Origin of the sequence: Bordetella genomosp. 5 (assembly GCF_002261315.1) — a bacterium.
Classification (GTDB): Bacteria; Pseudomonadota; Gammaproteobacteria; order Burkholderiales; family Burkholderiaceae_B; genus Bordetella.
On record NZ_NEVP01000015.1, the window covers coordinates 1 to 20,197 of the forward strand.

At 66.7% G+C, this 20,197-nt stretch carries 16 protein-coding genes; 12 read left to right on the plus strand and 4 right to left on the minus strand.

Annotated features, from left to right (window positions below; translation table 11 throughout):
• From CAL25_RS22100 to coq7, 3 genes are all read right to left on the minus strand, one after another.
• A partial coding sequence (locus CAL25_RS22100) for a nucleotide sugar dehydrogenase (RefSeq protein WP_432759263.1) occupies positions 1-502 on the minus strand: 502 nt, incomplete at its 3' end.
• Between the two features lie 103 nt (positions 503-605).
• The gene (locus CAL25_RS22105) at positions 606-1,709 is read right to left on the minus strand and encodes an MraY family glycosyltransferase (protein ID WP_094804079.1); all 1,104 of its coding nucleotides are present in this window, start codon (positions 1,707-1,709) and stop codon (positions 606-608) included.
• 832 nt (positions 1,710-2,541) lie between these two features.
• On the minus strand, positions 2,542-3,219 hold the full coding sequence (coq7, locus tag CAL25_RS22110; RefSeq protein WP_094804081.1) for a 2-polyprenyl-3-methyl-6-methoxy-1,4-benzoquinone monooxygenase: 678 nt from the start codon (positions 3,217-3,219) through the stop codon (positions 2,542-2,544).
• 142 nt (positions 3,220-3,361) lie between these two features.
• On the opposite strand from coq7, the gene CAL25_RS22115 reads away from it, so the two are divergent.
• From CAL25_RS22115 to CAL25_RS22125, 3 genes are all read left to right on the plus strand, one after another.
• The gene (locus CAL25_RS22115; protein ID WP_094804083.1) at positions 3,362-3,805 is read left to right on the plus strand and encodes an OsmC family protein; all 444 of its coding nucleotides are present in this window, start codon (positions 3,362-3,364) and stop codon (positions 3,803-3,805) included.
• A gap of 94 nt (positions 3,806-3,899) precedes the next feature.
• Positions 3,900-4,871 carry a thymidylate synthase gene (locus CAL25_RS22120; RefSeq protein WP_094804085.1) on the plus strand — a complete coding sequence of 324 codons (972 nt, stop codon included), beginning with the start codon at positions 3,900-3,902 and terminating at the stop codon, positions 4,869-4,871.
• A gap of 25 nt (positions 4,872-4,896) precedes the next feature.
• Positions 4,897-5,385 (plus strand): dihydrofolate reductase, encoded by a 489-nt coding sequence (locus tag CAL25_RS22125; protein WP_170948575.1) that lies wholly within the window; start codon positions 4,897-4,899, stop codon positions 5,383-5,385.
• A 40-nt stretch (positions 5,386-5,425) separates the two neighbouring features.
• On the opposite strand, the gene CAL25_RS22130 is transcribed toward CAL25_RS22125, so the two are convergent.
• The gene (locus CAL25_RS22130; RefSeq protein WP_094804087.1) at positions 5,426-6,847 is read right to left on the minus strand and encodes a PLP-dependent aminotransferase family protein; all 1,422 of its coding nucleotides are present in this window, start codon (positions 6,845-6,847) and stop codon (positions 5,426-5,428) included.
• 146 nt (positions 6,848-6,993) lie between these two features.
• Here CAL25_RS22130 and CAL25_RS22135 point away from each other — a divergent pair, with 146 nt between their 5' ends.
• The 9 genes from CAL25_RS22135 to CAL25_RS22175 all read left to right on the plus strand — a co-directional run bounded on the left by CAL25_RS22135 (position 6,994) and on the right by CAL25_RS22175 (position 20,020).
• Entirely contained in the window at positions 6,994-8,316 is a 1,323-nt protein-coding gene (locus CAL25_RS22135; protein WP_170948576.1) for an aspartate aminotransferase family protein, read from the plus strand.
• A gap of 77 nt (positions 8,317-8,393) precedes the next feature.
• On the plus strand, positions 8,394-9,887 hold the full coding sequence (locus tag CAL25_RS22140) for a CoA-acylating methylmalonate-semialdehyde dehydrogenase (RefSeq protein WP_094804089.1): 1,494 nt from the start codon (positions 8,394-8,396) through the stop codon (positions 9,885-9,887).
• A 160-nt stretch (positions 9,888-10,047) separates the two neighbouring features.
• Positions 10,048-11,550, plus strand: a complete 1,503-nt coding sequence (locus CAL25_RS22145; protein ID WP_094804091.1) for a M81 family metallopeptidase — start codon at positions 10,048-10,050, stop codon at positions 11,548-11,550.
• Positions 11,551-11,690: 140 nt separating this feature from the next.
• Positions 11,691-13,256: an ABC transporter substrate-binding protein gene (locus CAL25_RS22150; RefSeq protein WP_094804093.1), complete on the plus strand. Its 1,566-nt coding sequence runs from the start codon at positions 11,691-11,693 to the stop codon at positions 13,254-13,256.
• 123 nt (positions 13,257-13,379) lie between these two features.
• On the plus strand, positions 13,380-14,321 hold the full coding sequence (locus tag CAL25_RS22155) for an ABC transporter permease (RefSeq protein ID WP_094804095.1): 942 nt from the start codon (positions 13,380-13,382) through the stop codon (positions 14,319-14,321).
• Positions 14,322-14,332: 11 nt separating this feature from the next.
• Positions 14,333-15,232, plus strand: coding sequence for an ABC transporter permease (locus tag CAL25_RS22160; protein WP_094804097.1), 900 nt, complete (start codon positions 14,333-14,335; stop codon positions 15,230-15,232).
• A gap of 4 nt (positions 15,233-15,236) precedes the next feature.
• A complete protein-coding gene (locus CAL25_RS22165) occupies positions 15,237-16,904 on the plus strand; it encodes a dipeptide ABC transporter ATP-binding protein (RefSeq protein WP_094804099.1) in 1,668 nt (555 codons plus the stop codon).
• A 67-nt stretch (positions 16,905-16,971) separates the two neighbouring features.
• Positions 16,972-18,447 (plus strand): M81 family metallopeptidase, encoded by a 1,476-nt coding sequence (locus tag CAL25_RS22170; RefSeq protein ID WP_094804101.1) that lies wholly within the window; start codon positions 16,972-16,974, stop codon positions 18,445-18,447.
• Positions 18,448-18,562: 115 nt separating this feature from the next.
• A complete protein-coding gene (locus tag CAL25_RS22175; RefSeq protein ID WP_094804103.1) occupies positions 18,563-20,020 on the plus strand; it encodes a YdgA family protein in 1,458 nt (485 codons plus the stop codon).
• Positions 20,021-20,197: the final 177 nt, after the last annotated feature.

Consider the following 20,197-nt stretch of genomic DNA (forward strand, 5'->3'; position numbering starts at 1 on the left):
TGATGGTGCTGACGCGGTGCGCCTTGTCGCCCGGATTGATGCGCTCGGGGCTGTAGCCGGCGTAGAAGTCTTCGTTGAACTTCAGGCCCGACACGCGCTCGAGCACCGGCACGCAGTCTTCTTCGGTGGCGCCCGGGTACACGGTGGACTCGTAGATCACGATGTCGCCGCGCTTGAGCACGGCGCCGATGGTCTCGCTCGCCTTGACCAGCGGCGTCAGGTCGGGCTGCTTGTATTCGTCGATCGGCGTGGGCACGGTGACGATGTACACATTGGCCTTGCTCAGCTCGGCGCGGTCGGCCGTGTAGCTCAGCTTGGTGGCCGAGGCAAGTTCCTGATCGTCGACTTCGAGGGTGTGATCGTGACCGGCCTTGAGCGCGTCGATACGGCGGGTATTGATGTCGAAACCGATGACATCGCGCTTTTTGCCGAATTCGACCGCCAGAGGCAGACCCACATAGCCCAGGCCGACGACGGCCAGTTTCACATCATCAATACGCAAGATAAATCTCCCTGTTACCGGCAACGGTTACGGAATTCCAAGATAAGGTCGGGTGCGCGTGCCAGGCTGGTGGTAAGCAACACCAGCCTGAATCCCCAAGCGTTCAGGGGGTACGCAGCACGGACGGCAAGAGCAGCCACCCCGGACGGCGCCACGAAACCAGGCGCATGTACAGCCAGGTGTAGACGCCGGCGAACACGAGGAGACTGGCGCACAACGCCCAGGCGTTGTCCCACCAGATCGTGGCCGGCACCAGGCCGATGAGCGCCAGCACCCACATATAGGGCGAAGCCAGCGCGTTGCACAGCGCGGGGACGGCATGACGCCGGCCGCGCGAGAACGTCACGCGCACCAGCCGGCGGAAGACCAGTTGATGCAGATGCAACGCGTCGGGCTGATCGACCGGGACGCCGCGCTTGAAGCGGCGGCGCCAGATCGAAAAGCCGGTTTCGAAGACGGGATAGAACAGCACGGCGAGCGCGTAGAACGGCGACACCGACGGGTTGCGAACCACCAGCAGCACGGCCAGCTCGGCCAGCATGAAGCCGAGGAAATAGGCGCCACCGTCACCGAGAAACACGCGGCCGAACGGGAAGTTCCAGACCAGGAATCCCAGCGTGGCGGACGCCAGTGCGGCCGACACCATGAAGATGGGCATGTCGCCGACCTGCAGCGCCACGAGGCTGATCGAAATCGCCATCAGGGTGGCGACCATGCCGGCGAGGCCGTTCATGCCGTCGACGATGTTCAGGGCATGCGTACAGCCGCCCACGGCGAACATCGTGAACAGCAGCGAGACGGGCCAGTAGGCGAGGATCATGTCGACCCAGGGCATGCCCACGCGGCTCACGCCGCCGAGCAGCCACCAGGCGATGGCCGCCGACGCGAACGCGGCGAACAGGCGCTTGCTCGCGCCGATATCCTTGGTGATGTCTTCGAGCAGGCCCGCCACGAACACGGGCAGCGCCGACACGAACAGCGCGGGCCATAGCCAGGTCAGGGTCATGTTGCTGGGACCGAGCACCAGCAGACCGGCGAGCGAACCCGCGAGCACGGCCAGCCCGCCGACGCGCGGCGTGGCGCGCGAATGCGAGGCCTGGGGTTTGTTGAGATCGCTGTCGCCAGTGAATGCGCCATGCCAGCGCTCTGACGCCACGATGAGTCCCCCCACCATGAACGCGACCACGCATATGTACAGCCAGGTCACAGAATCACCTTTGGTTGGTCTATCGAGACAGGTCCGCCATTATCTGGCGCAGGTGTAACGACCATATATGGGACGAATGAACAAGTGCAAGTCGCAGGCACAGAACGTAACGCATCCGCGACCGCGGAATGAGGTCTCGCGAACGGCCGCGAAAACAAAACCGACAAGCGCAAGCCTGGAATCCCGGTGACGGCCATCGCCATTCGCCGCCCGCCAGAGGCCTGCCTTCGCAGATTGTAGAACTTTCCCAGGACGCACAGCCGACTATTTAGGGGAAAACGCGTAGATCCCCGCATGCTTCTCGCCACAAAACAGGGACGCATTGCTCGGACTTAAAAAAAAGCCCGAGATCGTAAGATCTCGGGCTAAATCCACCAAAGGAGGAGGGTGGAGGAGACAACCGTGGCACACCGGGATGTGGGCTGGGAGCTAGGCTCTGGACCCCCCTGGGGGGCAGCCCGGACATCCTTGCGAGGGGAGCGCTGCATCTTGCTTTGTCGCTCGGACCGCACTCGCGTTTCGGCATCCGTTGAATGAATAGTAGCGCAGCGTTTTGTGCAATGCAAGATTTTTTTGAGCGACCGCCCTTGCATCTTGTTGCTGTTGGGTCGACGCATCAGCTGGGCCGCTCACCTGCCGCAGAAGCGCAGCCAGCCTGCGTCTCGCGGACGCGGGGGTAAAGCCTCAAAGGGAAAACCCTTGCGCACTTACCCTAGGAAATTCAAGCACTTGAGACGAGGCCGAGAATGAAAAACGGGCGCCAGGCGCCCGTTTTATCGCATTGCACCAATCTGGTACCGCCCGCAGGGCGATCCTGAACGGGCCGGTGGCGTCAGATCCGATAGGCCGCCGTGGTCATGACCTTGGACATGGCCCGCATGGCGGCCTTGACCGGACCAGGCAAGGGAACGGCGCCGGCGCGCTCGGCACTGGTGCGATGCCCGATCTCGTCGACCTTCATCTGCTGCACGACCTCGCGCGACCGTGCGTCGGCCGGCGGCAGGATGCGCAGATGCTCGTCGAGGTGCGCCTCGACCTGGCGCTCGGTCTCGGCCATGAAGCCGAGATTGCGCGGCACGCCGGCCACGCTGGCGAGCACGCCCAGCGCAAACGAGCCGGCATACCAGACAGGATTCAGCAGGCTGGGCCGGCTGCCGAGCTCGCGCAGCCGCGTGTCGCACCACGCCAGGTGATCGACCTCTTCGGCGGCGGCCTCGAGCAGGAGCTCGCGCGCGGCGGGCTCGCGGCAGACGGAGGCCTGGCCGCGATACAGCGCCTGCGCGCAGACTTCGCCGACGTGGTTGACCCGCATGAGACCGGCGGCGTGACGCTTGTCGGCCTCGGACAGCGACTGAGGCGCCTCGTCGGCCCGGGCCGGATACGGCCGCCCGGCCACCGCGCTGCGCGACAGCACCTGCAATGCGCAATCGATCTCGCCCAGGAGGCCATCGAGCGGCCCCGCGCGCCGGGTCAGGGGGGTGAAACCTGGGGCGGAACGGGCGTACGACATGGGCGACTCCTTGAGGCTGGCGTCCCTGGACCGTGGGACTCAGGATCAGATTGTAGTGCCGCCTTCGGGGGCCCTCTTCCCCGGTTATGATTCCCCTTTGACAGTGCGCAAGCAAATACCTAGCGTCGAGGGATGCAGAACCATGGAATGCACAATTGATTGGGGCGGTCCGTCCGGCATGCTGTTTACCGCCAGCACGGGCAGCGGCCACGTCACCAACATGGACGGCGCCGTCGAAGGCGGCGGTCATAACCTGGCCCCGCGCCCGATGGAGATGCTGCTCGCCGGAACCGGCGGCTGCACGGCCTACGACGTGGTGCTGATCCTCAAGCGCGGCCGTCACGACGTGACCGGCTGCAGCGTGAAACTCTCGGCCGAACGCGCCGATACCGACCCCAAGGTCTTCACCAAGATCCACTTCGCGTTCACCGTGACCGGACGCAATCTGCCGCAGGCCGCCGTCGAGCGCGCCGTGCAGCTGTCGCACGAAAAGTATTGCTCGGCCTCGGCCATGCTCGAAAAGACCGCCGAACTGACCTTCTCGGTGGAAATCGCCGATACGCAAGGCGCGGCCCAGCCCGCCTGATCGTCTTCCGGTCGACCCCGCGGTCGACCCACCAGGCCGGCCGCGCCGCGGCCGGATCCTACGCACCACCCGGCGCCCGCACGCGCCCGCTCTCATGAAACAGTATCTCGACCTCGTCCAGTCCATTCTCGACCAAGGCGCCTGGCAATCGAACCGCACCGGCATCCGCACGCTGTCGCTGCCCGGCGCGATGCTGCGCTTCGACCTGCAGCAAGGCTTCCCGGCCGTGACGACCAAGAAGCTGGCGTTCAAGTCGGCGATCGGCGAGCTGGTCGGCTTCCTGCGCGCCAACGACAGCGCCGCCGACTTCCGTGCGCTGGGCTGCAAGGTCTGGGACCAGAACGCCAACGAAAACGCGCAGTGGCTGGCGAACCCGTATCGCGACGGCCCCGATGACCTGGGCCCGGTGTACGGCGTGCAGTGGCGCAAATGGCCGGCCTACAAGCTGCTGCCGCGCGCCAACAGCGCGCAGATCGAGGACGCGCAGGGCCGCGGCTATCGCATCGTGTCCGAGCTCGACGAGGCCGGCGTGCCGCACGTGCTGCTCTACAAGGCGGTGGATCAGCTGCGCCAGTGCCTGGACGCGATCCACAACAATCCCAGCGATCGCCGCATTCTGTTCCATGGCTGGAACTGGGCGCAGATCGAAGAGATGGCGCTGCCGCCCTGCCATCTGCTGTACCAATTCCTGCCCAACGCCACCACGCGCGAAATCTCGCTGTGTCTGTACATCCGGTCCAACGACGTGGGCCTGGGCACGCCGTTCAACCTCACCGAAGGCGCCGCGCTGCTGCATCTGGTGGGCCGCCTGACGGGCTATACGCCGCGCTGGTTCACGTACTTCATCGGCGACGCGCACATCTACGAAAACCATCTGCCGATGCTGCGCGAACAGCTCACCCGCACGCCGTTCGAGGCGCCGCGGCTCACGCTGTCTTCGCGCATTCCGGATTTCAACCAGACCCAGCGGTATGAGCCCGAGTGGCTCGAGCAGGTGGAGCCGGGCGACTTCGCGCTCGAAGGCTATCAGCACCACGCCCCGCTCACCGCGCCGATGGCGGTCTGACGCCACGCCCCGCCGCATCCCGACCATGACCACGCCCGTTCTGAGCCTCGTCGTCGCCTACGCCGCCAACCGCGTCATCGGCCGCGACAATGCCCTGCCCTGGAAACTGCCAGGCGACCTCGCCCACTTCAAGCGCACCACGCTGGGCCGCCCCATCGTGATGGGGCGCAATACCTGGGAATCGCTGGGCCGCCCGCTGCCCGGCCGCCAGAATATCGTGGTGAGCCGCAACCCGGATTACCTCGCGGAAGGCGCGCAGGTCGTGGGCTCGCTTCCCGAGGCCGTGGCCGCGGCCCAGCCCGGCGGCGATGTCTTCGTGATCGGAGGCGCGCAGATTTATGCGCAGGCGCTGCCGCTCGCGCAGCGTGTGATCGCCACCGAAATCCAGGCCCAGATTGAAGGCGACGCCTTCTTCCCGCCGTTGCCGGCGTCGTGGCGCGAGGTCTCGCGCCAGCCCCAACCCGAAGAAAACGGCCTGCGCTACGACATCGTCGTTTACGAACGCCAGGCCTGAAGGCGAGCGCCGGCCCGAACGTGGTCCGGCGCCTCGCGCATCAAGGCGCGCACACGCGCCGCATGAACCGCCACAGCTCGCCGCTGCCTGAATACGCCACGTTGAAGCGCAGCCAGGGCGTATCGGTTTCGGCCGCATCGAAGTAGCTGCCCGGCGCCAGCCAGATCCCGTCACGCAGCGCCTGCTCCGCCAGCGCCGCCGCGCCCTGGTCGCGCCAGCGGCCCGACGGGCGGGCCCACAGAAACAGACCGGCCTGCGGCCGCGCCGCGATCTCGAAACCCGAATCATCCATGTGCCGGCACACCTGCGCGTGCGCCTGCGCGAGCCGCTCGCGGGTGCGCTGGATGTGCGCGCGCAGCCGGCCCTCGCGAATCACCTGGTGCACCACGCGTTCCATGATCTCGGGCGAGGTCAGCCCCACCGCCATCTTGGTGCGCGCAATATCGCGGATGACATCGCGATGCGCGACGACATAGCCCACCCGCACCGACGGACTGATCACCTTGGAATAGCCACCGAGATAGACCACGCGCTGGCCGCCATCGAGCGCGGCGAGCAGCGGCCCGTGCGACGGCAGCAGGTCGCGCGAGATATCGTCTTCGATGATCCAGAATCCATGCTGCTCGGCCAGCTGCAGCAGGCGGAAGGCATTGGGCATGGTGAGGCTCATGCCCGAGGGGTTCTGCAAGACGGTGTTGACGAACAGCGCGCGCGGCGCGTGCGCCTGCACGAGCCGCTGCAGCTCGTCGATATCGAGGCCCGCCTCGGTGCGCGGCACCGCCACCACCCGCAGGCCGTTCAGACGCAACAGCTGCAGCAGGTTGGCATAACAGGGCTGCTCGACGATCACGGTCTCGCCGGGCCGCAGCAGCGTGCGAATGACCATGTCCAGACCGTGCGTCACGCCCTGCGTGAGCACCACCTGATCGGCCTCGGCCATCAGGCCATGCGCGCCGAGGGCGCCCGCCACGCTCTCGCGCAGCGGTGCGTAGCCGTAGGGATGCCCGTAGCCCGAGATGCGCAGCGCCGGCACGCGGCCCATGTGGCGCAAGGCCTGGTGCAGGCCTTCTTCGTTGAGCCACTCGCCCGGCAGCCAGCCGCAGCCCGCCTTGATCGGGATGGAGTGGTCGGCATAAATGTCCGACAGCAACCAGGCCGAGGTGAGCCGCGGCGGCGCCCACGCCGCGGCCGGGCCGGGGACACGCGCCGGGCGGCCGGGCGAGATCACGCGATAGCCGGCGCCCGGACGGGCCGCCAGCCAGCCCTGCGCCACCAGCCGGCTGTAGGCGCTGGCAACCGTAAAGGTGCTGACCCCGTGCTGGCGCGCGAACTCCCGCACCGAGGGTACGGACATACCCGCACGCAGCTCCTGCTGTTCGATCGCCCGCGCGAACGCCTGGATGACCTGCTCCACGAGGGTGGGACCGCCGTCGCGGCGGCGCACGGGCTGGAAGTCGATCATGAATCTGTACGGTTATCCATTCTGAAGCAATACAGTTTGGGGCTTTTGCATGGATTGTATATTTTCATTCCAAATCGGCGGGGCCAGAATCGCTGACATTCCCTGGCGGCTCCGATGGCCGCCCAGGATTTCCCCCTGGAGTCACCATGAACGCCCCCGGCACGCCCGATCTGTCGCATCTCTGGATGCCCTTCACCGCCAACAAACAGTTCAAGGCGCAGCCGCGCCTGCTGACCAGCGCCAAGGGCATGTACTACACCTCGGGCGACGGCCGCCAGATCCTGGACGGCACCGCGGGGCTCTGGTGCGTGAACGCCGGGCACTGCCGCGAGGAGATCACGCAGGCGATCGCGCGCCAGGCGGGCGAGATGGATTACGCGCCCGGCTTCCAGCTCGGTCACCCGCTCGCCTTCGAGGCGGCCAGCGCGGTCGCCTCGTTCATGCCCAAGGAACTGGACCGCATCTTCTTCACCAACTCGGGCTCCGAGTCGGTGGACACCGCGCTCAAGATCGCGCTGGCCTATCACCGCATGCGCGGCGACGCGCAGCGCACCCGCCTGATCGGCCGCGAGCGCGGCTATCACGGCGTGGGCTTCGGTGGCATTTCGGTCGGCGGCATCATGGCCAACCGCAAGACCTTCTCGGGCGCGCTGCTCCCCTCGGTCGACCACCTGCCGCACACGCACAACCTCGAACACAACGCCTACACGCGCGGTCAGCCCGAATGGGGCGCGCACCTGGCCGACGAACTCGAGCGTCTGATCACCCTGCACGACGCATCGACCATCGCGGCGGTGATCGTCGAGCCCATGGCCGGCTCGACCGGCGTGCTGGTGCCGCCGCGCGGCTACCTCGAGCGGCTGCGCGAAATCACCTCGCGTCACGGCATCCTGCTGATTTTCGACGAAGTGATCACCGCCTTCGGACGCCTGGGCAAGGGCACGGCCGCCGAATACTTCGGCGTGACGCCCGACCTCATCACGATGGCCAAGGGCGTGAGCAACGCCGCGGTGCCGGCCGGCGCCGTCGCGGTACGCCGCGAGGTGCACGACGCCATCGTCAACAGCGCGCAGGGCGGCATCGAGTTCTTCCACGGCTACACGTACTCGGCGCATCCGCTGGCCGCGGCCGCCGTCATCGCCACGCTCGACATCTACAAGCGCGAGCAACTGTTCGAGCGCGCCGCCAGTCTGGCGCCCGCGTTCGAAGCCGCCGCGCATGCGCTGCGCGGCGCGCCGCACGTCATCGACGTGCGCAACATCGGGCTGGTGGCGGGCATCGAACTCAAGCCGCGCGACGGCGCGCCGGGCGCGCGCGCCGCCGAAATTTTCCACAAGGCCTTCGACAGCGGCCTGCTGGTGCGCTATACTGGAGATACGCTCGCCGTGTCGCCGCCGCTCATCATCGACGAGGCGCAGATCGGCGAGATGTTCGACCGCATCGGCAAGATCCTGAAAGAAGTCGCCTGACCCACGCCCTATCGGGCCACGACGCCGCGCCGCGAGGCGCGGCGTTCATGTTCCAAGCCTAGAAGCAGCACCGAACCATGAAACAGATTACGCACTACATCAACGGCCAGGCCTACGAAGGCCGCAGCGGCCGTTACACCGAAGGGTTCAACCCCGCCACGGGCGCCATCTCCAGCACCATTTCGCTCGCTTCCGCGGACGATGTCGGCCTGGCCGTCGCGGCCGCGCAGGCGGCCTTCCCGGCCTGGTCCGAAACGCCCGCGCTCAAGCGCGCGCGCATCCTGTTCAACTTCAAGGCCCTGCTCGACAAGCACCAGGACGAGCTCGCCGAGCTGATCACGCTCGAACACGGCAAGGTGTTCTCCGACGCGAAGGGCGAAGTCACGCGCGGTATCGAAGTGGTCGAGTTCGCCTGCGGCATTCCGCATCTGCTCAAGGGCCAGTACACCGACCAGATCGGCGGCGGCATCGATAACTGGAGCATGCGCCAATCGCTGGGCGTGGTGGCCGGCATCACGCCGTTCAACTTCCCGATGATGGTGCCGTGCTGGATGTTCCCGGTGGCCCTGGCCTGCGGCAACACCTTCGTGCTCAAGCCTTCCGAACGCGATCCCTCGGTATCGATCCGGCTGGCCGAACTGCTGAAAGAAGCCGGCCTGCCCGACGGCGTCTTCAATGTGGTTCAGGGCGACAAGACCGCCGTCGATGCGCTGATTCAGCATCCCGACGTGCAGGCCCTGTCGTTCGTGGGCTCGACCCCGATCGCCGAATACATCTACGCCGAAGGCACGCGCCGCGGCAAGCGCGTGCAGGCCCTGGGCGGCGCCAAAAATCACCTCGTGGTCATGCCCGACGCGGATTTGGATCAGGTCACCGACGCCCTCATGGGCGCGGCGTACGGTTCGGCCGGCGAGCGCTGCATGGCGATCTCGGTGGCGGTCGCGGTGGGCGACATCGCCGACAAGGTGGTCGAACGCCTGAAGCCGCGCGTCGAAGCCCTGATCGTGAAGGACGGCATGCAGCCCGACGCCGAAATGGGCCCGCTCGTGACGGCGCAGCACCGCAGCAAGGTGCTGGGTTACATCGAAGACGGCATCGCCACCGGCGCCACGCTCGTCGCCGACGGCCGCGGCCTGAAGGTGCCCGGCAACGAAAAGGGCTTCTTCCTGGGCGGCACGCTTTTCGATCACGTCACCCCGAAGATGAACATCTACCGCGAAGAGATCTTCGGCCCGGTGCTGTGCGTGGTGCGCGTGCCCGATTTCGCCTCGGCGGTGGAGCTCATCAACGCGCACGAGTTCGGCAACGGCGTGGCCTGCTACACCTCCGACGGCGGCATCGCCCGCGCCTTCGCGCGCCAGATCAAGGTGGGCATGGTCGGCATCAACGTGCCGATCCCGGTGCCGATGGCCTGGCACTCGTTCGGCGGCTGGAAGCGTTCGCTGTTCGGCGACCACCACGCCTACGGCGAAGAAGGCATCCGTTTCTACACGCGCTACAAGAGCGTGATGCAACGCTGGCCCGACAGCATCGCCAAGGGCGCCGAATTCACCATGCCGGTGGCCAAGTAAGCACGACGGCCCGCGCCGGGAGCGATCCCGGCGCGGGCTTTGCATTTTGCAGTCGCAATACCGCACTCGGAGACGCAGTACCGCAACAAGACCTCAGAACGCGCCCAACGCGTCGGCAGTCAGCAAGCTATCCAGAACAACTTTCACGAGGGGTTTTCCGATGCGCATCGGGATAGGCGGCTTTCAGCACGAAACCAATACGTTCGCGCCTTCGCGCGCGGCCTGGGAAGACTTCGCCGACAAGGGCGGAGGCTGGCCAAAACTGGTGAGCGGACAGGGCATGTTCGCCGCCGTGGCCGGCGCCAACATCCCGGTGGCGGGATTCATCGATGCCATGCGCCAGCACACGCTGGTGCCCACCACCTGGACGGCGGCCAGCCCATCGGGTCCGGTGACCCGCGACGCGTTCGAACGCATCTCCACACTCATTCTCGACGGCCTGCGCCAGGCGATGCCGCTGGACGCCGTGTACCTCGATCTGCACGGCGCGATGGTCACCGAGCATCTCGATGACGGCGAAGGCGAACTGCTGCGCCGCGTGCGCGAGCTCATCGGCCCGGACGTGCCGCTGGTCGCCAGCCTGGACCTGCATGCCAACGTCACGCGCGCGATGGTGCGCCATGCCGACGGCCTGGTCTGTTATCGCACCTACCCGCATGTGGACATGGCCGAAACCGGCGCCCGCGCAGCGGCGTTCCTGCAGCGCCGCCTCGACGGCATGCCGCGGCCCAGCGTGTGTCTGCGCCAGCTGCCCTATCTGATCTCGCTCTGCTGGCAGTCCACCGACATCGAGCCGGCACGCGGCCTCTATCGCCTGGTCGACGACATCGAGGCCCGCTCGGCCATCAGCCTCTCGTTCGCCACCGGCTTTCCGGCGGCCGACTTCCCGGACTGCGCGCCCACCGTTTGGGCCTATGGCGAGACGCAACAGGATGCCGACCGCGCCGCCGACGAAATGACGCGCGCGGTGCTCGACGCCGAACACGAGTTCGGCGGCAAGATCTACACCCCCGACGAGGCCGTGCGCGAGGCCATGTCCATCGCACGCACGGCGAGCAAGCCCGTGGTGATCGCGGATGTCCAGGACAACCCCGGCGCCGGCGGCAGCTCGGACACCACCGGCGTGCTGCGCGCCCTGATCCGCAATCAGGCCAGACACGCCGCCATCGGGCTCATCGTCGACCCCGAGGCGGCGCTGGCGGCGCATCGCGCGGGCGTCGGCAAGACGGTGCGTCTCTCGCTGGGTGGACACTCGGGTATTCCCGATGACGAGCCCTTGCAGGCCGATTTCGTCGTCGAGAAGCTCTCCGACGGCAAGTTCGATACGCACGGCGCGTTCTACCGCGGATTCCATATGGATCTGGGCCCCTCGGCCTGCCTGCGCATCGACGATGTGCGCGTGATCGTCGCCTCGGTGAAGGTGCAGATGGCCGATCAGGAAATGTTCCGTTTCGCCGGCGTGGAGCCCACGCGCGCCGCCATTCTGGTGGTCAAGAGCACGGCGCATTTCCGCGCGGATTTCACCGACATCGCGCACGTGATCCTGGTGTGCGAAGCGCCCGGCTCGATGCTCATGGATGCGGCTAAACAACCATGGACACGGTTGCGCCACGGCATCAGAATGGCGCCATGCGGTCCGGTCTTCGCAAGCCGGACCGCATGACAGACCCCCGGGCCCGACGCGGCCCGGATGCTCAGCAGACTCACCCTATGGCCAGGCCGCCCGCGGCGGCGCTGGCTCATCCACAACGACGGCGGCGCGGTAACCGTGCGCCGCACGCTGCAAGAAAAAGGGGAACACCGATGCTCAAGTTTGTCCGTACGGCCGCGCTGGCCGGCGCCACGCTCCTGGCCGCCAACGCCGCCACCGCCGAGACCGTCATCAAGGCGGTCATGCATTCGCCGCTGCGCCTGACCGACCCGCACGCCACCACTGCATACATCACGACGTGGCACGGCTACATGATCTACGACACGTTGCTGGCCACCGATGCCGACAACAAGATCCAGCCGCAGATGCTCGAGAAATGGGATGTTTCGGGCGACGGCAAGACCTACACGATGACGCTGCGCGACGGCCTCAAGTGGCACGACGGCAAGCCCGTGACCGCCGATGACTGCGTGGCGTCGATCAAGCGCTGGGCCAACGGCGACGGCATGGGCCGCACCCTGCTCAAGTTCACCGACAAGATCGAAACGGTCGACGACAAGACCTTCCGCATCGTCATGAAAGAGCCGACCGACCTCGCGCTGCGCGCGCTGTCCAAGCCCACCGGTACGGCGGCCTTCATGATGCCCAAACGCGTGGCCGAAGTGCCGATCGGCAAACCGATCACCGACATGACGGGCTCGGGTCCGTTCAAGGTTGCCGACTTCAAGCCGGGCGTGAAGACCATCTACGTGAAGAACGCCGACTACGTGCCGCGCAAAGAGGCCGTGAGCGGTCTGGCCGGCGGCAAGGTCGTCAACGTCGACCGCGTCGAATGGGACGTCATGCCCGACGGCCTCACCACCGCCAACGCGCTGCTGGGTGGCGAGATCGATTTCGTGGAGCAGTTCCCCTACGACCTGCTGCCCATGGTCGAGGGCAACCCCGAGCTGAAGGAAGAATCGCTCAGCCCGGTCGGCTACTTCACGATGTACCGCTTCAACTTCAAGTACCCGCCCTTCAACAACAAGAAGATCCGTCAGGCCGCGATGTACGCCATCGGCCAGGAAGACGTGATGAAGGCGCTGGTCGGCAACGACAAATACTGGCAGACCTGCGCCTCGCTGTGGGGCTGCGGCACGCCCTTCACGAGCGACATCGGCAAGGACATGACCGTGCCGAGCAACATCGAGAAGGCCAAGCAGCTGCTCAAGGAAGCGGGCTACGACAACACGCCCATTCTCGTCATGCACGCCACCGACGTGGGCACGCTCAGCGCCCAACCCGTGGTGATGGCGCAGGCGTTGCGCAAGGCGGGCTTCAACGTCAACCTCGCCGCGATGGACTGGCAGAGCGTGGCCACGCGCCGTGCCTCCAAGGCCGCGCCGACCGAGGGCGGCTGGAACATCCACAACACCAACTGGTACGCCACCGACATCATGGATCCGGTGCGCTCGGCGCCCGCGGCCGCCAACGGTGACAGCGCCTGGTTCGGCTGGCCCGACATGCCCCAGATCGAAGCACTGCGGACCAAGTTCGCACTGACCTCCGATCCGGCCGAGCAGAAGAAGATTGCCGACGAAGCGCAGAAAATCGGCATCGACGAGGGCCTGTATGTGCCGCTGGGTCAGATGTCCGTACCCACGGTGTATTCCACGAAGCTCAGCGGTCTCGTGCACGCCCCTGTGTTCGCCTTCTGGAACGTCAAGAAGGCGCCCTGAGCGCCGCGAGCCGGGCGTCCCTGACGCCCGGCCTCTAGACGCCCGGCAGGCCGGCGCCACGCGCGCCGGACCATGCCGGGCTGGCCCGCCCGCCGGGCCCGCAACACAGCAGGGGGAAAACATATGCTGTCGTTTCTTTTGCGTCGTCTGCTCGCCACCATTCCCGTGCTCATCATGGTCGCGGTCGTGGTGTTCGCCATCCTGCGGTTCAGCCCCGGAGACCCGGCCGTCATCATGGCCGGCGACGCCGCCACGCCGGAACGCATCACGCAGATCCGCCAGGCCATGGGCCTGGATCAACCGCTCGCGAAGCAGTTCTTCATCTGGGGCGGCAAGTTGCTCCAGGGCGACATGGGCCAGTCGCTGATGTCGGGCGTGCCCGTCACCAAGCTGATCGCCCAGCGCCTCGAGCCTTCGTTGAGCCTGGCCGTGATCACGCTGGTCTTCACGCTGCTGGTGGCCATCCCGCTCGGGGTACTGGCCGCGTGGCGCCGCGGGAAATTGCTCGACCGGGCCGTCATGGGCTTCTCGGTGCTGGGCTTCTCGGTGCCGGTGTTCGTGACGGGCTACGTGCTGATCTGGCTGTTCGCCATCAAGCTGGGCTGGTTCAACGTGCAGGGGTATACGCCGCTGGCCAAAGGCTTCTGGCCCTACCTGCACCGGCTCGTGCTGCCGGCGCTCGCGCTCTCCACGGTGTATGTGGCGCTGATCGCGCGCATCACCCGCACCAGCGTGATCGAGGTGATGGGCGAGGACTTCATCCGCACCGCGCGCGCCAAGGGGCTGGGCGAGACCGGCGTGCTGCTGGGCCACGCGCTGCGCAATGCGGCGGTGCCGATCGCGACCGTGGTCGGGGTGGGGGTGGCGCTGCTCATCAGCGGCGTGGTCGTCACCGAATCCGTGTTCAACATCCCCGGGCTGGGCCGCCTGGTGGTCGAAGCCGTGCTCGCACGCGACTATCCGGTGATACAGGGGCTGACGCTGTTCTTCGCGTTCGTCTATGTGTTCATCAACCTCGTCGTCGACTGGGCCTACACGATCTTCGACCCCCGTATCCGGTATTGAGGACATCGCAAATGCAGACTCCCACCGACGCCCTCGCCGACGGCCCCCTGCCCGGCGAAGGCAGCCCTAAATCCAGTGCCTGGACCCGCGTACGCCAGGAGCTCAAGAGCTGGCCGGTCCTGCTGGCGCTGATCGTGCTGCTGCTGGTGAGCGCCGGGGCGGTGTTCGCCCCCTGGCTCGGCACCACCGACCCCACCACGCTCAACCCCGGCGCCCGGCTCAAGCCGCCGTTCGGCGAGTTCCTGTTCGGCAGCGACGCGTTCGGCCGCGACGTCTGGTCGCGCGTGGTCTACGGCGCGCAGGTCTCGCTGGTGGCGGGCCTGGGCGCCGCGCTCGTGAGCGTGGGCCTGGGTCTCGTGATCGGCCTGCTGGCCGGCTGGTTCCGCGTGCTCGACGGCTTCATCATGCGCACGATGGACGCCATCATGGCCATCCCGGGCATCCTGCTCGCCATCGCGCTGGTATCGGTCAGCGGCGCCAGCCTCACCACCGTCTTGATCGCCATCACCATTCCGGAGATCCCGCGGGTGGTGCGGCTGGTGCGCGGACAGATCCTGAGCGTGCGCGGCGAGCCGTATGTCGAGGCGGCGCTGGCGCTGGGCACGCCGCTGCCCCTGCTGCTGTGGCGCCACATGGTGCCCAGCACGATCGCACCGCTCACCGTGCAGGGCACCTATGTGTTCGCCTCGGCCATGCTGACCGAAGCCATCCTGAGCTTCCTGGGCGCCGGCATCCCGCCCGAGATCCCCTCGTGGGGCAACATCATGTCCGAGGGCCGCATGTACTTCCGCATGCTGCCCGGCCTGATCCTGTTTCCCGGCCTGTTCCTGTCGTTGACGGTGCTGTCGGTCAACATCCTCGGCGACGCGCTGCGCGATGCCCTGGATCCCAAAATGGCCCGCAGGAGCTGACACCATGACCTACACCCCCACTCCCGCCGCCGGCGATACCGGTCATGCCGTGCTGGCGATCCGCAATCTGAGCGTCGAGGTCGAGGGCGCCGGCAATCGCGTGGTGCGCAACCTCAGCCTCGATGTGAACCCCGGCGAGACCGTCTGCGTCGTCGGCGAGTCCGGCTCCGGCAAGTCGGTCACGTCGCTGGCCGTGATGGGGCTGCTGCCGCAGGGCATGCTGCGCGTGGCCGGCGGCTCGGCCCGCGTGCTCGGCGAAGACGTGGTCACGGCCTCGCCCCGCCTGCTGCGCGAATGGCGCGCCACCCGCATGGCGATGGTGTTCCAGGAGCCCATGACCGCGCTCAATCCGGTGCATACGGTGGGCAAGCAGGTCGACGAGGTCCTGCGCCTGCATCGCCGCCTGTCGGCGGCCGAGCGCCGCGACAAGGTGCTGGAGATGTTCCGTTCGGTGCACCTGCCCGAGGTGGAGCGCATCTACGACTCCTATCCACATCAGCTGTCGGGCGGACAGCGCCAGCGCATCGTGATCGCGATGGCGCTCATCCTCGAGCCCAAGCTGCTGATCGCCGACGAGCCGACCACCGCGCTCGACGTCACGACCCAGAAGCAGATCCTGTCGCTCATCAAAGAGTTGCAGCAGAAGCACCAGACCGCCGTGCTGTTCATCACCCACGATTTCGGCGTGGTGGCCGAGATCGCCGACCGCATCGTCGTGATGAACCGCGGCGACCTGATCGAAAGCGGCACGCGCGACGACATCCTGGCGCGCCCGCAGCAGACCTACACGCGCCGGCTGGTGTCCTCGGTGCCGAGCCTCGTGCCGAGCCAGCGCAGCGCGCTCGAGGGCGCGCCCGTGCTGACCGTCAAGGGCCTCTGCCGCACCTACGAGGGCGGCGGCGGTCTGCTGCGGCGAGGCATGCGGCAGGTCGTGGCCGCCCAGAACGTCGACCTCACGCTGCACAAGGGCGAGATCCTCGGCATCGTGGGCGAATCGGGCTCGGGCAAATCCACCGTGGCGCGCTGCATCGTGCGCCTGATCGAGCCCACCGCGGGCCAGATGCGGCTGGGCTCGCAGGATATCGCCCAGCTGTCGGGCGCCGCGCTGCGGCCGCTGCGGCAACGCATCCAGATCGTGTTCCAGGACCCCTACCGGTCGCTCAACCCGCGCCGCACCGTGGGCGAATCCATCATCGAAGGCCTGTTGAACTTCGGCATGGCGCGCGCGCAGGCCGAAGCCAAGGCGGCCGAAACGCTGAGCGTGGTCGGCCTCGCGCCGGACGTGATGCGGCGCTATCCGCACCAGTTCTCGGGGGGCCAGCGTCAGCGCATCTGCATCGCCCGCGCCCTGGTGATGGAACCGGAGGTGCTGGTGGCCGACGAGGCGGTGTCCGCGCTCGACGTCTCGGTGCAGGCCCAGGTGCTCGAGCTGCTCGAACAGGTGCGCGAACGCACCGGGGTCGGCGTGCTGTTCATCACGCACGACCTGCGCGTGGCGGCCCAGATCTGCGACACGATCGTGGTGATGCAGCGCGGGCTGGTCGTCGAGACCGGTAGCGCCGAGGCCGTCCTGACGCGGCCGACGCACGCCTATACCCGCGCGCTCATCGATGCCGCGCCCGGCCGCGACTGGGACTTCCAGAATTTCCGTCCGCTGCAGGCCGCCGCCTGAGGCCGCGAGACGCACGAACGATACGACGCGGCGCCCGGCGCCGCACCCCTCGACAAGGAGCAGCAAAATGCGTTGGCTGTTGGCAATGATCAAGCACGAGACGAACACGTTCTCTCCCGTGCCCACGCCGCTCGCGCGGTTCTTTCGCGGCAATCCCGAGATCCTGGCGGGCGAGCGCGCCATCCGCGCCTATGAAAACACCGACAGCGGCCTGGGCGGCTACATCGAAGTGGCCCGGCGCGAAGGCGCCGAGATGGTGGTGCCGGTGGCGGCCGAGGCCTGGCCCAGCTCGCCCACCGACACCGGCACCTACGAGACCCTGTGCGCGCTCATCCTCGACGAAGTCAGGAAGGGCGGCTATGACGCCATCCTGCTCGACCTGCATGGCGCCATGGTGGCCGAAGGCGTGGAAGACGCCGAAGGCGAGTTGCTGCGCCGGCTGCGCGAGATCGATCCGCATACGCCGGTGGGCGTCACGCTCGACATGCACGCCAATATCTACGACGACATCATCCGCAATGCCAACGTCGTGACCGGCTTTCATACCTACCCGCACGTCGACATCCGCGAGAGTGGCGTGCGCGCGGCCGACACGATCGCGCGCATGCTCAAGGGCGAGATCAAGCCGGTGATGGTCTGGGGCAACAAGCCCATGCTGCCCCACGTCATGTGCCAGGGCACGCACGCCGACCCGAACAAATCGCTGCAGGAGCGTTGCCGCCAGATGGAGGCCGACGGGGCGCTCGCGGCCTCGGTGTTCGTGGGATTCCCCCATGCGGATATCCGCGAGGCGGGGCTGTCGGCGGTGGTGTGCGTGGATGCCAACCGCGCGCAGGCCGAGCAATACCGCGACGAACTGCTCGACACGGCGTGGCGCCACCGCGAGAAGTGGGTGTTCCACCCGGAGCCGCTCGCGCCCACCATCGCCCGCGCCAAAACCCTGACCGAGGGCCCGGTGATCCTGCTCGACCACTTCGACAACACGGGCTCGGGCGGCACCATGGACACCACCACCGTGCTGGCGGAGGTGCTGCGCCAGGAGCTCGAGAACGTCGCGTTCTACGCGATCTGCGACCCGCAGGCCGCCGAAGAGGCAGCCGCGGCCGGCGTGGGCAAGACCATCACGATCAAGCTCGGCGGCAAGCTGCCCATGCCGGCGCTCAAGGTCCAGTCCGAACCGCTCACGCTCCAGGCGCGTGTCAAACTGGTATTCGATGGCGTGTACCTCAACCGCGGGCCCATGTACCGCGGCGTGCGCAACGACACCGGCCTCACGGTGGTGCTCGACACGGGCCGCGTCGAGATCGTGGTGGTGTCGCGCCACCAGGAGCCGTTCGACATCAACTGCCTGCTTTCGGCGGGCATCGACCCGCTGCAGAAGCGGTACGTGGTGCTGAAGTCGCGCGTGCACTGGCGTGCCGGGTTTTCCGACATGGCCTCCGAGATTATCGAGTGCACCGGGGTCGGCGTGACCACTTCCGACTATGGCCAGCTCGACTTCAAACATGTGCGCCGACCCATATATCCTCTCGATCAGATGTAGTTTGTAACGTCTGCGGCCCCACTAGCCGCTATACTCGCCTCGGGTTTACCCTTGCTTTCCCGGCCTGCGCGCCGGGAAAGCGCCTTCTGAACTGCACAAAAAAGGTAAGAACAACATGAAGAAAGGCGTAGCGATCACCGCTGGCGTGGTCATTGTGGGAGCGGGGCTTTGGCTGGGCGGCACCTGGTACACCGGTCAGCGCATCGAGGCAGAAGCGCCCCAGCGCCTGACCGAGGCCAATGAGGAGCTCGCGAAGGCGCTCCCTGGCTATAACGTCAAGATCGAACAGCTGAGCTTCGCGCGCAGCTTCTTCGGCAGCGACGCCCGCTACGCCGTCTCGCTCGCGTCCCCGCCCGAGCTCAAGGAAGACTTCCCGAACGGCCTGCGTTTCGAATTCGATACGCATTTCCAGCACGGCCCCTTCCCGGGCAAGGCGCTGGCATCCGGCCATTTCGCGCCCAGCCTCGCGTTCGTGCACAGCGAGCTGGTCAAGACGCCCGACGTCGAAGCCTGGTTCAAGGCCGCCGGCGACAAGACGCCGTTCTGGGCCGACACGATCGTGGGCTACAGCCGCAACGGCAAGATGCACGCCGAGTTCCTGCCGCTGAACTTCGCCAAGGACGACACCAAGCTGTCTTTCGGTGGCGCCACGTTCAAGGGTGACTACACCGACTCGAACAAGGGCACCAAGGGCGTGCTGAGCGTCCCGTCGGTCAAGGTCGAAGGTCGCGACGCCAAGTCGCCCACCGGCGGCATGACCACGGTCCAGGCCGACGATCTCGCCATCTCGGTCGATCTGCGCCAGGGCAACTTCGGCATGCAGACCGGCAACTCCGAGATCAAGATCAAGAACATCGCGGTGGACAGCGAAGAGGTCAAGTTCACGGTGACCAACACGTCGTACGGCGCCGAGACCACCGAAGACGAGAAGTTCGTCAAGGGCTCGATCTGGTACCGCACGGAAGCGCTGAAGGCCAACGGCAAGGACATGGGCAGCCAGGATCTGACCATCAAGGTCGACCGCGTCGACGGCAAGGTCCTCGCCAACGTCACCAAGCTCTACAACGAGATCGTGGCCCAGCAGATGCGCGACGGCGTCCCGCCGGAGGAACTCTCGCAGGCCCAGATTCAGCAGATCGCCGAAGTCGCGCTGCCGATGCTCGACGCCAACCCCAGCATCGCGATCGAACCGTTGAAGCTCAAGAACGACAAGGGTGAATCCAGCCTGAGCGCCAAGCTCACGCTGGCCCGTCCGGCCGGCACCCAGGTCCCGCCCCTGATGCTGGCTCAACAAGCGATCAAGTCGCTCGACGCCAGCCTGTCGCTGAACCGCCCGATGGCGATCCAGCTGGGCACGCAAGTGATGGAACTGCAAGGCATGAGCCCGGAAATGGCTGCCGCGCAAGCCAAGCAACAAATCGAGCAGATGTTCGGCATGGCCGTGATGATGAACGCCGGCAAGGTCGAGGGCGAAACCCTCACCAGCACGTTCGCGTACGGCGACGGCAAGGTCAACCTGAACGGTCGTGAAATGCCCGCCAGCTCGCTGCTGGGTGGCCTGATGGCTCAGTAAGCACCGGCCTGCTTCGCAAGCCTGAAGCGCCTCGCCTCGTGCGAGGCGCTTTTTTTTATGCGGAATCGGTGATCGTCGGACACACGGAACGGCCTGCGTGGATGCATTTTGCAATCTACCGTAACGATGTGGCGGAACGGGGGACAGCCTGCTGGCTATACTCGCCGCGGGCATGAG